The organism is Paraburkholderia sp. 32 (assembly GCF_050435345.1).
In the GTDB taxonomy this organism is placed as follows: Bacteria; Pseudomonadota; Gammaproteobacteria; order Burkholderiales; family Burkholderiaceae; genus Paraburkholderia; species Paraburkholderia tuberum.
Genome location: NZ_JBNDKD010000001.1, coordinates 160,551 through 173,943, shown reverse-complemented (window position 1 = coordinate 173,943; position 13,393 = coordinate 160,551). Strand labels below are relative to the sequence as shown.

The window sequence follows — 13,393 nt, the reverse complement described above, 5'->3', positions numbered from 1 at the left end:
GGGACGTTCGTTAAACGGTAGCACGTGTCGCTGCTTATTTCCAATCGTGCGCCCTGCAATAGAAGTGCAAGCTCGTTCGCAAGCTTGTTAAATCCAGTCCGCGAGCACCGCCAAAACTTCCGCGCTTCGCGCCAGATGGGCTGCGTCGCAATGCGGTCTAACTATGATGAATTCATCGGGGCACGATGTCGACTAGATCCGATGCAGGTCGTTTGCCGCATTCGATCTTTCGTTTCAATCGTTTTCCGGTCGTCGTTGTCGAGCAGACCATTGCGATTCGGCCAGTCGTTTCCGTACTTCCCGATCGAGCCGGATTCGCCGTAGGCGCATGCATCTTTCACTGCGAACCGAACTACTGGTCTGGTCCGTTTGACGCGCACGCCCTGTCATGAATCACATCAGACGGTATTTGCGTGGATCGCGGCACACCGCGTTATGCGGTGTCCTCGAGGGAAACGCGTTCCCGAGCCGGTTTCAATGCGAAGGAGTGAGCGATGGGCAAGGTTACCGCGGCAGCAGCCGCAGCGGATGTCGAAACGATACGACAGGATTCTGCCGAGGCGGAGTTGCCGACGCTCGTGCAGGTGATTCTCGCCGGTGGTTCCGGCACCCGGTTGTGGCCGGTGTCGCGCGAACAGTTTCCAAAACAACTGATCGACGTGATCGGCAATCAGACTTTGCTGCAAGCAACCATGGGGCGCATGGCGGGTTTTGATGGCGCATGGAACGTCGCGGCCGATCCCGTGATCGTCTGCGGAACCGAGCATTATTTCGCCACTTACGAGCAGGCGCGCGAGATCGGCGTGACCGCGCGGATCGTGGTCGAACCCGCGCGTCGCGATACGGCGCCGGCATTGACGCTTGCCGCGTTGACGGCATGCGCGGAAGACGAAGACGCCATTCTGGTCGCAATGCCCGCCGACCATGCGATCGCGAATCTCGAAGCGCTTCACCACGCGCTGGACATCGCCGCGAGGCAGGCGCGCGACGGCGCGATCGTCACGCTAGGCGTACCGCCCGAACGGCCCGACACGGGCTTCGGTTATATCCGGCTCGGCGACGCGTTGCCAGACGGCGCGCGCCGCATCGAGCGCTTCGTCGAGAAGCCCGCGACGGAACTCGCGGCCCAGTACGTCGCGTCGGGCAATTACTGGTGGAATAGCGGCATCTTCGTCGTGCGAGCGTCGGTTTGGCTCTCCGTCATCGAGCAGTTTCAGCCGGACATGCACGCGGCCTGCGTTCAGGCATACCGCGACGCGAAGAAGACTGAAGAATGCATCATGCCGGACGCCGAGGGGTTCCTGGGTTCGCCGTCCGACTCGATCGACTATGCGGTGATGGAACAGCTTGGCAAACCGGAGTCGGCGTTTTCCGGCGTGGTGGTGCCGCTCGAAGCAGGCTGGTCCGATCTCGGCTCGTGGGATGCCGTATGGCAAGCGATGGAGAAGGACGACTGCGGTAACGCGGCCAGCGGGCGCGTGCTGTTCGAAGGGGCCACCGCGACCTACGCACGCTCGCAAGGAGGCAGGCTTCTCGCCTGCGTCGGCACCAACAACATGATCGTGATCGAAACCGACGACGCGGTGCTCGTCGCGGATCGCTCGCATGTGCAGGACATCAAGGGACTCGTGTCGCGGATCAGGGCCGAGAAGTCGCCGGAGGCCGATGCGCACAGAAAAGTGCGTCGCCCGTGGGGCTTTTACGACTCGATCGATCATGGCGAGCGCTTTCAGGTGAAGCGCATCGTCGTGATGCCCGGCGGCCGTCTGTCGTTGCAGATGCATCATCATCGCGCCGAGCATTGGGTCGTGGTGTGTGGAACCGCACACGTCACGCGCGGGCAAGAGCAATTTCTTCTTGGCGAAAACGAATCGACCTATATCCCGTTGGGTGTTCGCCATCGGCTCGAAAATCCGGGCCGCGTGCCGCTGCAGATCATCGAGGTGCAGTCGGGTACTTATCTCGGCGAAGACGACATCGTTCGTTTCGACGACAAGTACGGGCGTTGCGGCTGATGCGACGGAGTCGACCTGCTACGTCCTATGAGGGGGCTGTGATGCGATTGCTGACTGGTCTACTGGCGAGAGCGTTCGACGTCGCGATGATCGTGGCTGGGGCATTTGCGGCCTCCCAGATCCGCTTCGACGGCGGCTCGCAACGGAGCTTTTATTTCGCCTTCGTCGCTTTTGCCGCGGCGTTCGCTCTCGCGGTCTTTCCGGCGCTCGGCGTCTACCAATCGTGGCGTGGCCGCTCGAAAAGAGTGCTGGCGAGCCAGGTGGCGCTCGGCTGGCTCGTCGTGCAGGCCTGCGCGATGGTGCTGATGTTCTCGCTGCACCGGATCGATTTCGTCTCGCGACTCTGGTTCGTGTACTGGACCGGCATTTCGGGCGCGGCAATGATGGCCGGCCGGCTGGTCACGCATGCGTTGCTTGGGCGCATGCGTCATGCGGGGATGAACTTGCAGCAGGTCGCGGTGGCGGCGTGCGGCGAACATTGCGACGAGATCATCCATAAGATCGAGACGTCGCCCGCGGCCGGCTTTCGCGCGAATGCGCTGTATAACCTGCACCCCGGCTGCTGCATTCCGCCGCGCTCGTCGGTGCAGGTCTTCGAAGAACAGGGTGCGTTCGCTCGCTACGTGCGCGAACAGCAGATCGGCGAAGTATGGCTGGCGCTGCCGCTCACCGAGGAGCGCGCGATTCTCAAGCTGGTGGCGGAGTTTCGCAACGACCTGATCAATGTGCGCTTCATGCCCGACGTGCGCTCTCTTGCGCTGTTCGAAGGCAGCATGACCGAGTTGCTCGGCTTGCCGACGATCAATCTTGCCGCGTCGCCGCTGCCGCCGAAGGCGTTGGTGCAAAAAGACCTGTTCGATCGTCTGTTCGCGCTCGTCGCGTTGATCGCGATCTCGCCGATACTGCTGGGCTGCGCGATCGCCGTCAAACTGAGTTCGCGCGGGCCGGTGTTCTTCACGCAGTGTCGCAAAGGCGCCGACGGCCGCGTATTTACGATCTACAAGTTTCGCACGATGCGCCTGCACGAGCAGAAGCCGGGCATTCTCGAACAGGCCACGCGCGACGATCCACGCATCACGACCGTCGGCGCGTTCCTGCGCCGCACGAGTCTCGACGAACTACCGCAGTTCTTCAACGTGTTGCGCGGCGATATGTCGGTGGTGGGGCCGCGCCCGCATGCGCTCGAACACGACGATCTCTATCAGAACATCGTATCGGGCTATATCCACCGTTATCGGATCAAACCCGGCATTACCGGGTGGGCGCAGATCAACGGCTATCGCGGCGAAACCGATCGCCTGGAAAAGATGGAGGGCCGCGTCGCTCACGATCTGTACTACCTGCGCAACTGGTCGTTCTGGCTCGACATGAAGATCATTCTGGCCACGATTTTCAAGGGGCTTCATCATCCAAACGCGTACTGAGCATGATGCTATCCGGAGTTGAAAATATAGTAAGACGATCTGCGAAGCGGGTCTCGCTTTACCGCTTTCACCACGATCACGAATTGCAGGCGAGAAAAATATTGGAGCGACTCGAAAGCAGGTATGGCAAGACCGATCCGAACAAGCTGCGGCTCGCGGACGCCTATGCGCGAGACGTGTTCGGCGACCCGGTCTACGCACCCTGGCTGCGCGTTTATACCGCGTTTTGCGGCACCTTCAAGGAAGGCTGGATTCCGGACAACTACTACGGCATCGTCGTCGTGCCGCATATGCAAGGCTGGTACGGCGAGATTTCGAGCCTCAAGCCGATTTCACGGCTGATCTTCGACGGCGACGAATTGCCGGACGTCGCGTACTTTGCCAATGGGCTGTTCTTTACCGACAAAGGCGTCGTGGTGCCCGAGCGCGATCTGACAGACGTCGTGTTCGAGCATACCGAACGCGTCGTATTCAAGCTCGACGGTTCCGGACAGGGCAACGGTGTCTACTTCTTCGACCGTGCCAACTTCGACCCCGCGGTCATCAGGTCGCTCGGCAATGGCGTGATTCAGACGTTCATCAACCAGCACAGTCTGTTCGCTACGTTTGCTGCGAAGCCGGTGGCGACATTGCGCTTCACGACCGTGGTGGACGAGGCCGGTCGCATTTCCATTCGGGCCTGCTACTTGCGACTCGGCAGAGCGGACGATACGCATGTGCTGAGCGATCGCGAGATATGCGTGCCGGTCGAACTCGAAACGGGCGAACTGTGCGACGAGGGGTATATGAGCGACTGGGCCGCGGTGGACGCGCATCCAGACTCGGGCGCGCGCTTTGCGGGCCTGAAGATCCCATGTTTCGAGAAATGCGTGGCCACCGTGCTACGCCTGCACAGGAAGATTCCGTTTGCGCGCTGCATCGGCTGGGATCTCGCGGTCGACGCGAACGGCCAGGTCAAGGTGATGGAGTGGAACGGCAAGCACAACGACGTCAAATTCAGCGAGGCGACGCAAGGCCCGTGCTTCGCTGATCTGAACTGGGAACGGCTGAGGGCCGAACCTGAGTTTGCACGGCTGTCACTGGGCTGATCGGGCAGGCCAAAAAAACGTAGTAGGAGACGCGACGTGAGCGAACAGTTATGGTGCGTCCATATCGAAGGACTGAACGACTTCATTGCCGTGGATTCGGAGGAATCGGCGCGGTACGAGGCGTCGCAGATCAATGCGTATATCGATCGCGCCGACAGAAGCTCGCGCGCCGCCCGCTTGCGCGCGGTGGTGGTCGAATGGCCGTTTGGCGCCGACGCTCACGCAAGAGCGCTCGATGACGACTGGCACGATCTGCAACGTATGCCACACAGACAGCAGGCCGTCGCGCGGTCCGGCGGCCCGTTGTCGAATCTCGCGCGACGCGTTAGAGAACTGCTGAGCGTCGCGCGCACGGGGAAGGACGATGCGTGAAGCGCGGCTATGGCAAACCGCGTTATGCGGGCAGTGGCACGTCCTCGATCAGATCAGCCGAGAGGCTTCCCAACCGACGACTGACACCGGCGGGCGCGGCAGCGGTTCTCGCTGGCACTGACCGGCGTCGATCACTGACGGAGAAGGCGGCTCAATGCCGTCTTTTCTTGTTGAGCGGCGATACCGGAAAGATGGACCCGAAAATCAGATACCCGCAACGATTGTGAGTATCTGTAAAAACGGTTTTATCTCAGATTAAAGTCATTGACTGTGATTCGTTTTAGATGGTTAATTCGTCGGGTGTGTTCTGGAAAACCAGCAGAGGTCAAATGGAGCAACAGAAACAGGAAGACGCTGGGGGCAAGGAAGAATGCCAGCTTTGCCGCGTGACATATTCAATATATTCAAACTTCCCGCCAATGCCGTCCGCCATGGCTCTGAACGTCGAAACCGGCGAATGGTTTCGGCTGGATAGGCTTCGGTCGTATTCAAACGGTTACGATATGGCCGAAGCCCTCGGTTACGCATGGGCGTGCGATTGCCGCGGACGCAAGGCAGCGCCAGAGCCAGCGTCGAAGCGTTTCACTCACGACGAGCAATACGCGCTCAAAGATCGCGACGGCAAACCGCTCGCTATGGTTTAACATCAATTGTTCGCGTGTTGCGAGGGTTAACCGGTGACAATTTCGTCCGATGGGAACCTGATACGTCGAGATACGTGGGATGCGTACCAAACCCCGTAAGATCTGGCGTGGTCGCTGAAGTATGCGCGCCAGACACCAAAACACACACGATCGCCATACACTTGGATTTTTGTTCAATGCGTGACTTCTCTTGGGACAAGGATTCAATTGTTTCTACGCTCATTCATGAGGCGAGTCACTTTCAAGACACTATGGGAACCAAAGATTGGAAGTACTTCATGAACGAGTGCCTTTCGTGGGGAGGAACGAATCCCGAACAGGCAATCGATAACGCTGACAGCATCGCCGGATACGTTATCTACAATGCGTAAACTTTACGTCATCATTTCGGCTCTGATATCGGGACATGTTTTTGCATGTATGCCTGGCGAGAATTTCGATATCTACTTTCCACCAAATAGTGCCGTTATCTCCGTTGATGAGGTTTTAAGGCTTGCTAACTGGGTAGTCGATCAAAAGATTACATATGCGAATCACAAAACCAAGGAAACAACGCTAGTAAGTGGGCATGCTGAGGAACGCGAACAGAACGCAACCCAGTTGGCCCAAGCTCGCCTGATAGCGGGTAAAGCGGTGCTGGATCAATTTGGCTTCTTGCGTGGAACGGTAAAGACCAGTTCGCGCGTCTATTCGAAGAACGATGTCGAAAACGGCCGGCGTGTTGAAATATCGTTTGAGCCCGATTGTCCTAACAAGTGTTGTACGGGTCAATAGCGCTTACATCCAATGTGCGTTAAGTTGTGATTGAGTCGATCCGCCGCGTGCGGTCGACGCCGCCGCGTGCCGAGCAGTTCGTCGAGCGAGCGGATCTGCTGGCTCAGCGCGGGCTTCGCGGTATGCAGCCGCTTCGCGGCGCGGCTGAAGTTGAGTACCTCCGCGAGAATGACGAAGCACTGTAGAGCCCCGAGGTTCATGCTGGGCAAGAGCGAGCACAACCAGTGCGGGGTGCGAGGCAACAGAGGCGGAACCCGCCGTGGTGGTGGCGGGTCCGGCATCATTGTTTCGGCGGGAGCGGCGCGAAATGATCCCCGTCACGATGATTGGTGACGACGTAGCCATCTCGCTTGCGTATCTTCAGGAAGAACAGCACCGGCGCGGTAGCCGGATCGCCACCGCATTCGGGGGTGTGTTTCTCATGAACCCCGACGATGAAATAGCGCTTCTTATCGGATACGTCGAACATCAGGCATTGGGTGCGGTTGGAGGATAGATGGTGGCTCTGGGTAACTTTCGCTGCCCGGTCCGCTGCCTGATCCGCTGTGGCGGTCGTCTGCCCCGATGCCATTGCGTGCACGCTGGCGAGAAGCGGAGCGAAGGTCACCAATCGTGTCCTCAAGGTTTTGTCTGTTCTACCGGACGTCATATTGATCGAGATGGCGTGAGCGAATGATGCTGATCAGTTTTTGCGCCGTACTGCGGGTCGGTCGCATGGAGCCCCAAATCTATACCTGACCGACACCGCTCGGCTATGGGCGAAGGATGAAAGCGATAACCCCCAGTGATCGCTGTATCCAAACAATTCATTGGTCAACTATCACCCGGCTTCTGATAATGTGCGCACAAAACAAGCCATAGCGGACGCCACCGTCGGAGCATCGGCGCGGGCTCACGCGACAATCCGGAGGAGACGATGCTGCGACCCAAGGTCAGCCGGGCGGTTCTCGCACTCATGTGCGCGATGTCGTTCATCTTGTATCTCGATCGCGTCAACCTGTCGGCGGCGGCCGGGCTGATCCGCGACGATCTGCATCTGAGCAATACCAACGTCGGCCTCGTGTTCGCCGCGTTCGCATACACGTACGCGCTGTGCCAGGTGATCGGCGGCTGGGTCAGCGACCGCTTCGGCGCGAAGCTCACGCTCGTGACCTGCGCAAGCATCTGGATCGTCGCGACGGTCGCGACCGGTCTCGCGGGCGGTCTCGCGTCGCTGTTCGGCGCGCGGCTGCTGCTCGGCATCGGCGAAGGCGCGGCGCTGCCCGCGCAGGCGCGGGCGCTGACCAACTGGTTTCCGTCGAACCGGCGCGGCTTCGTGCAAGGCCTCACGCATTCGTTCTCGCGGCTCGGCAATGCGATCACACCGCCGCTGATCGCGCTGCTGGTCGCGTATTCGTCGTGGCGGGTGTCGTTTCTCGCGGTCGGCGCGCTGACGTTCGTGTGGGTCGTGGTCTACGCATGGTATTTCACCGACGACCCGCGCAAGCATCGCCATATGACCGCGGAGCAGGAAACGCAATTGCCGCCGGTCCGTCAATTCGCGGTCGAAGCGACTCGCGAGCCCACGCCGTGGCGGCGTCTGCTCAAACGCATCGCACCAACGATGCTCGTCTACTTCTGTTACGGCTGGACCGGCTGGCTGTTCTTCACCTGGCTGCCCACGTTCTTCATGCACGGTCGCGGCCTCGATCTGAAAAGCTCGGCGATGTTCTCCGCGGGCGTGTTTCTGTCCGGCGTGGTCGGCAATACCGCGGGCGGCGTGCTCAGCGACCGCGTGTTGAAGCGTACGCGCAACGTCGTCGCGGCGCGCCGCAACGTGATCATCTGCGCGTTTCTCGGCGCTTTGGTGTTCCTCGCGCCGGTGATGGTCGTGAAGTCGCTGCCGGTCATGGCAGCGTGCATGAGCCTGTCGTTCTTCTTCCTCGAAATGACGATCGGGCCGATCTGGGCCGTGCCGATGGACATCTGCCCGCGGCACGTCGGTGTCGCGAGCGGGCTCGTGAATGCGGGCTCGGCGGTTGCGGGGATTTTCACGCCGATCGTGTTCGGCCTGATCGTGGACCGCACGGGTAGCTGGACGCTGCCGTTCGCGGGCTCGCTCGGACTGCTCGCGCTCGGCATCGTCGCGACCTTTTTCATGCGGCCGGATATTCCGCTCGACGCGGCTCGCGCCCACCCGGATCTCGCGGACATCAATGCGGGCGGCGAATTGCGCTTCGCAGAAAACCTCACGCCGCGCGAATCGAATCGATGACCAGTTGCATCGCCGGCGTGATGCGCCGATTTCTGCGCAGAATCAGCCCATACGGTGCGAGCCGGCCGCGTAGCGGCGTCGCGATCGCGGCGATCGCATCGAGCGCGACGTAGTACTGCGCGACCGAACTCGGCAGCACGGCGAGCATGTCCGAGTCGCGCAGCAACGACAGCGTGGTCAGAATCGACGACGTCTCGACCGTGCTCACCGGCGGCGCAACGCGCGACTCGCGAAACGTTTGATCGATGACCTGGCGCATCGGGCTCGGATGCGGCTGGATGATCCACGGATAGCGCGCGAGGTCCGTGAGCTTCGGCCGCGTGCCCGTTTGCTTGCCTGTTTTCACGGCCGGATGATCGGGCCGCACGACGATCGACAGCGCCTCTTCCGCCAACGTCTCGAAGCTCAGATCGAGCGCCGGAAAACCATCGGGAATCCGGCCAATCATGATATCGAGCTGATCCTGTTGCAGCGACTGCACGAGCACGTCGCTGGTGTCGATCGTGACCGCCATCTGCAGGCGCGGGTGCGCTTCCTTCAGCTTGACGATCGTGTGCGTCAGCAATTCGGGCGACGGCGCCATCACCGCGCCGATGCGCACCTTGCCGATGTCGCCGGCCTCGATGCCGGCCAACTCCTCGCGCAGTTCGTCGAGATCCTGGAACACGACGCGCGCATAGCGCATCACGGCCTCGCCGAAGATCGTCGGCTCCATGCCGCGCGCATGGCGCACGAACAGCGATACGCCGAGCGTGTCCTCCAGTTCCTGCAAGGCCTTGGTCGCGGCGGGCTGGGTCATCGCGAGATCGTCGGCGGCACGCCGCAGCGATTCCGTTTCCGACAGCGCGACCATCAGTTGCAGATGACGCAGGCGCAAGCGTTTGCGAATGGTGGAGGCGGGCGGGATCATGAGCGATAACTTTAGCGAATCGGCCGATTCGAATTATTCAGTGGTCAGTTATCGGATAGTTTCGCACACTAGGGAAGCGCTGATCAATGGACCAACTGCCCAAGTTGCAGACGAGATGCCGTCGAATTTTCCGGATGACGAAGCGAATCGATGCTCAACTCGGTGAATTGGACGCGCAAACGAGGCTCCCTGCTCGCATTTTTTATACGCATGACGGATTGCTCCCATGGACCGATCGCGACAGATTTCGCGCAATCACCAGATTCGCAAGAGCGAACAGGCTGAACAGTTGCGCGGTGTTCTTGGCCAAGCCCTTGTATCGCGTCTTGCGATGGTGAAACAGGTTCTTGACGATATGGAATGGATGCTCAACCCGCGACCGGATCTGCGCCTTGGTTCGCTCGACCGCGATCACCAGGTTCTTCAGCGCCCCGTCCTGCATCGCCTTGATCTTTCCCCGCTTGGCAGCGACGTGCCACTTCACGGTCTTGCCCGCCATTTCCTCGCGCTTGTCTACGCCAATGTAGCCCGCGTCGGCGAACGCCTGCTCTTCATGTCCGTGCAGCAGGGCATGCGCTTGCGATACATCCGACACGTTGGCCGATGTGCCAACCACACTGTGGATCAGGCCCGAATCGGCATCGACGCCAATGTGGGCTTTCATTCCAAAGTGCCATTCGTTTCCCTTCTTCGTCTGATGCATTTCCGGGTCACGACTCTTCCCGGCGTTCTTGGTCGACGGCGGCGCTTCAATGATCGTTGCGTCAACCAGCGTGCCTTCCTTCATCATCAGCCCACGCTCGCACAGCGAGATGCCAATCTCGTCGAACAACTTCCGTGTCAGTTCGTGTTCGATCAGCAGGCGCCGGAATTTCAACAGCGTGGTCGCATCAGGCACGTTCTCAACTGCCAGATCGATGCCGGCGAAGGCTCGCAGCGCGATGCTGTCATACAGCGCGTCTTCCAGTCCTTCGTCCGACAGCCCGTACCACTGTTGCAGGAAGTAGATTCGCAGCATTCGCTCCAGGCCAATCGGCGGGCGGCCTCGCGTGCCCTTCGGATAGTGCGGCTCGATTGCCGACAGCAAGCGCTGCCACGGAACGACCTTCTCCATCTCGGCGAGGAAGCGTTGGCGCCTCGTCACTCGCTTCTTGCCTGCAATTTCCGCTTCGGCGAAGCCGATCTGCCTCTTCATCAGTGTGAGTCTGTTCCGTGAGTTGCCTTCTATAACGTCCTCAGCTACGCCAACGATGACCACCGAGCTGAATAAATCAGCGCTTCCCTAGCGGTTATCGCAGGACGGCCAATCGCAACGCCGTTCGCGTTGACAAGACAAAACCGGAGACGACGCATGACGATGACCGCGAGCCCCGCGCTCGACAGCGCGATTACCAAAGCGCGCACGAGGCTGCTGCCTTTTCTGATCCTGATGTACGTACTGGCGTTCATCGACCGCGCGAAACGTCGGCTTCGCGAAGAACGTGCTGCAGGCCGACACGGGCTTGAGCGACGCGGCGTTCGCGTTCGGCGCCGGCATTTTCTTCGTCGGCTATGCGGTGTTCGAAGTACCGAGCAACCTGCTGATGTACCGCTTCGGCGCGCGCATCTGGATGAGCCGCATCATGGTCACGTGGGGCATCGTGTCCGCGTGCACCGCCTTCGTCGACAGCGCCACGAGCTTCTATGTGCTGCGCACGCTGCTCGGCATCGCCGAAGCTGGTTTCTTTCCCGGCATCATCCTGTTCCTGTCGAACTGGTTTCCCGCCAAAACGCGCTCGCAGACGATGGGCATGTTCTATTTCGGCTTCCCGCTCGCGCTCCTGCTCGGCAGCCCGATCTCGGGTCTGCTGCTCGATGCGGGCAATCCGTTCGGCATGCATCCGTGGCAATGGCTGTTCGTCGTCGAGGGGCTGGCGGCGTCGGTGGTGGGTGTCGTCGCTTACTTCTATCTGACCGACCGGCCCGTGCAGGCGCACTGGCTCGATGCCGAAGAGCGTGACGCGCTCGATCACGCGTTGCGCCAGGAAGACCGCCAGAAGCTCGCGCATGGTCCGGCTTCGGTGCTCGCGGCGCTGCGCGATTCGCGCGTACTGTTCTGCGGCCTGATCTACTTCGCGGTGCAGATGAGCGTGTACGGCGTCGTGTTCTATCTGCCAACCCGCATCGCCGGGCTCGCAAGCGGCGGCCATGTCGGCGTCGAGGTCGGAATGCTGACAGCGATTCCGTGGATCGCCGCGATCATCGGCACGTTCTGGGTGACGCGCTACGCCGACCGCCACGGTCATCACCGTATCTGGGCCGCGGCGATGCTCGCGCTCGCGGCGTTCGGCATTGCCGCGTCGGCGATGACGTCGTCGGTCACCCTTGCGATTGCCGCCTTCTGTTTCGCCGCCATCGGTTTCGTCTGCGTGCAGCCATTGTTCTGGACGCTGCCCACCGGTTACCTGGGCGGCGCCGCGGCCGCGGGCGGCATCGCGTTGATCAATTCGATCGGCAATCTGGGCGGCTTCGTCGCGCCGAATCTGAAAGGGCTGGCCGAGCGCGCGCTCGGCTCTTCGCAGGCGGGTATGTTCTCGCTCGCGGTGGTCGGACTGATCGGCGCATTGCTGCTGCTGACGTTCCGCTTCGCCCCTGCCGCCTCCCATTCCGTCTCTCATCGCAGCGGCCCGCTCGGCGAACGCCCGGGCCACTGACTCTCTGATTCTCTGAAGGAAATCGTCGAACATGAAAATCAAGCACATCCGAACGCGTGTTTTCGAGTGGAAAGGCAAAGTCGTGCCGCCGCAAGCGCATTTCTGCACGAACGCGGTCGATATTCTGTACGAGCGTGGCGATGCGATGGGTTCGTTCCGCTTTCACGGCTGGCTCGTCGTCGAAGTCGAATGCGACGACGGCACCGTGGGCATCGGCAATTGCGCGCTCGCGCCGCGCATCGCGAAGCAGATCATCGACGAATACCTCGCGCCGATCGCGATCGGCGAAGACCCGTTCGACAACGAATACATCTGGCAGAAGATGTATCGCCGCACGCTCGCGTGGGGCCGCAAAGGCATCGGCATGGCGGCGATCTCCGCGATCGATATCGCGCTGTGGGACATCATGGGCAAGGCCGTGAAAAAGCCGGTGTTCAAGCTGCTCGGCGGACGCACGAAAGAAAAGATCTGGTGCTATGCATCGAAGCTTTACAACAACGATGATCGCGACGCTTTCCTCGGCGAAGCGGAAAGCTATCTGGACAGCGGCTTCACCGCGATGAAGATGCGCTTCGGCTACGGTCCGAAAGACGGCCCGAAAGGCATGGCGAAGAACATCGAACAGGTGCGTCTGTTGCGTGAACTGGTCGGCGACGAAGTCGACATCATGCTCGAATGCTATATGGGCTGGACGCTCGAATACGCGCGCAGAATGCTGCCGCGCCTCGCCGAATTCAATCCACGCTGGATCGAGGAGCCGGTGATCGGCGACGACGTCGAAGGCTATCAGGAGTTGAAGAAGATGAACCTGATGCCGGTGTCGGGCGGCGAGCATGAGTTCACGAGCTATGGCTTCAAGGATCTGCTCGAACGCCGCGCGATCGACGTGATCCAGTACGACACGAATCGCGTGGGCGGGATCACGGCGGCGCGCAAGATCAACGCGATGGCCGAAGCGTGGTCGGTGCCGGTGATTCCGCATGCGGGACAGATGCACAACTATCATCTGACGATGTCGAGCACCGCGAGCCCGATGTCGGAGTTCTTCCCGGTGTTCGATGTCGAAGTTGGCAACGAATTGTTCTACTACATCTTCGAAGGCGAGCCGCAGCCGGAAAATGGCTATCTGCAACTGTCGGACGACGTGCCGGGTCTTGGCATCAAGTTGAGCGACAAGTATCTTGCCGACTTCAACATCGTCGAATGAGTGGACCGATCC

11 protein-coding genes and 3 pseudogenes are annotated in these 13,393 nt (G+C 60.5%); 10 read left to right on the top strand and 4 right to left on the bottom strand.

Annotated features, from left to right (window positions below):
- Positions 1-494: 494 nt before the first annotated feature.
- The 7 genes and pseudogenes from OKW26_RS00805 to OKW26_RS00775 all read left to right on the top strand — a co-directional run bounded on the left by OKW26_RS00805 (position 495) and on the right by OKW26_RS00775 (position 6,317).
- A complete protein-coding gene (locus tag OKW26_RS00805) occupies positions 495-2,015 on the top strand; it encodes a mannose-1-phosphate guanylyltransferase/mannose-6-phosphate isomerase (RefSeq protein ID WP_429352351.1) in 1,521 nt (506 codons plus the stop codon).
- 41 nt (positions 2,016-2,056) lie between these two features.
- Positions 2,057-3,439 carry an undecaprenyl-phosphate glucose phosphotransferase gene (locus tag OKW26_RS00800; protein ID WP_184067486.1) on the top strand — a complete coding sequence of 461 codons (1,383 nt, stop codon included), beginning with the start codon at positions 2,057-2,059 and terminating at the stop codon, positions 3,437-3,439.
- Positions 3,440-3,540: 101 nt separating this feature from the next.
- Positions 3,541-4,527: a sugar-transfer associated ATP-grasp domain-containing protein gene (locus OKW26_RS00795; protein ID WP_429352350.1), complete on the top strand. Its 987-nt coding sequence runs from the start codon at positions 3,541-3,543 to the stop codon at positions 4,525-4,527.
- Positions 4,528-4,563: 36 nt separating this feature from the next.
- The gene (locus OKW26_RS00790) at positions 4,564-4,899 is read left to right on the top strand and encodes a hypothetical protein (protein WP_429352349.1); all 336 of its coding nucleotides are present in this window, start codon (positions 4,564-4,566) and stop codon (positions 4,897-4,899) included.
- A gap of 329 nt (positions 4,900-5,228) precedes the next feature.
- Positions 5,229-5,531, top strand: a pseudogene (locus OKW26_RS00785) (hypothetical protein); the annotation flags it as partial.
- Complete coding sequence (locus OKW26_RS00780; RefSeq protein WP_429352348.1) at positions 5,426-5,914, top strand: M35 family metallo-endopeptidase; 489 nt, start codon at positions 5,426-5,428, stop codon at positions 5,912-5,914. The pseudogene OKW26_RS00785 and the gene OKW26_RS00780, both read left to right, overlap by 106 nt.
- A complete protein-coding gene (locus tag OKW26_RS00775; RefSeq protein ID WP_184067498.1) occupies positions 5,907-6,317 on the top strand; it encodes a hypothetical protein in 411 nt (136 codons plus the stop codon). Before OKW26_RS00780 ends, OKW26_RS00775 begins: the two co-directional genes overlap by 8 nt.
- 20 nt (positions 6,318-6,337) lie before the next feature.
- Here OKW26_RS00775 and OKW26_RS00770 read toward each other — a convergent pair.
- A pseudogene (locus OKW26_RS00770) lies at positions 6,338-6,517 on the bottom strand (LysR family transcriptional regulator); the annotation flags it as partial.
- Between the two features lie 80 nt (positions 6,518-6,597).
- Positions 6,598-6,924 (bottom strand): hypothetical protein, encoded by a 327-nt coding sequence (locus tag OKW26_RS00765; protein ID WP_429352347.1) that lies wholly within the window; start codon positions 6,922-6,924, stop codon positions 6,598-6,600.
- Positions 6,925-7,233: 309 nt separating this feature from the next.
- Here OKW26_RS00765 and OKW26_RS00760 point away from each other — a divergent pair, with 309 nt between their 5' ends.
- Positions 7,234-8,571 (top strand): MFS transporter, encoded by a 1,338-nt coding sequence (locus OKW26_RS00760; protein ID WP_187614191.1) that lies wholly within the window; start codon positions 7,234-7,236, stop codon positions 8,569-8,571.
- On the opposite strand, the gene OKW26_RS00755 is transcribed toward OKW26_RS00760, so the two are convergent.
- Positions 8,546-9,481, bottom strand: coding sequence for a LysR family transcriptional regulator (locus tag OKW26_RS00755; protein WP_429352346.1), 936 nt, complete (start codon positions 9,479-9,481; stop codon positions 8,546-8,548). The two genes, OKW26_RS00760 and OKW26_RS00755, sit on opposite strands and share 26 nt — an antisense overlap.
- A gap of 202 nt (positions 9,482-9,683) precedes the next feature.
- Entirely contained in the window at positions 9,684-10,676 is a 993-nt protein-coding gene (locus tag OKW26_RS00750; protein ID WP_090812378.1) for an IS5 family transposase, read from the bottom strand.
- A gap of 156 nt (positions 10,677-10,832) precedes the next feature.
- Between OKW26_RS00750 and OKW26_RS00745 the strand changes: the two are divergent.
- Together OKW26_RS00745 and OKW26_RS00740 are read left to right on the top strand one after the other, a co-directional pair.
- Positions 10,833-12,174: pseudogene (locus OKW26_RS00745) on the top strand (MFS transporter).
- 31 nt (positions 12,175-12,205) lie between these two features.
- A complete protein-coding gene (locus OKW26_RS00740) occupies positions 12,206-13,381 on the top strand; it encodes an L-rhamnonate dehydratase (protein WP_090809205.1) in 1,176 nt (391 codons plus the stop codon).
- Positions 13,382-13,393 lie beyond the last annotated feature (12 nt).

Bases quoted from the DNA above. Each gene is read 5' to 3' on its own strand.
- OKW26_RS00800 (WP_184067486.1), top strand. From the start codon at position 2,057: ATGCGATTGCTGACTGGTCTACTGGCGAGAGCGTTCGACGTCGCGATG.
- OKW26_RS00755 (WP_429352346.1), bottom strand. From the start codon at position 9,481: ATGATCCCGCCCGCCTCCACCATTCGCAAACGCTTGCGCCTGCGTCAT.
- OKW26_RS00750 (WP_090812378.1), bottom strand. From the start codon at position 10,676: ATGAAGAGGCAGATCGGCTTCGCCGAAGCGGAAATTGCAGGCAAGAAG.
- OKW26_RS00740 (WP_090809205.1), top strand. From the start codon at position 12,206: ATGAAAATCAAGCACATCCGAACGCGTGTTTTCGAGTGGAAAGGCAAA.
- OKW26_RS00805 (WP_429352351.1), top strand. From the start codon at position 495: ATGGGCAAGGTTACCGCGGCAGCAGCCGCAGCGGATGTCGAAACGATA.
- OKW26_RS00760 (WP_187614191.1), top strand. From the start codon at position 7,234: ATGCTGCGACCCAAGGTCAGCCGGGCGGTTCTCGCACTCATGTGCGCG.
- OKW26_RS00780 (WP_429352348.1), top strand. From the start codon at position 5,426: ATGGGCGTGCGATTGCCGCGGACGCAAGGCAGCGCCAGAGCCAGCGTC.
- OKW26_RS00775 (WP_184067498.1), top strand. From the start codon at position 5,907: ATGCGTAAACTTTACGTCATCATTTCGGCTCTGATATCGGGACATGTT.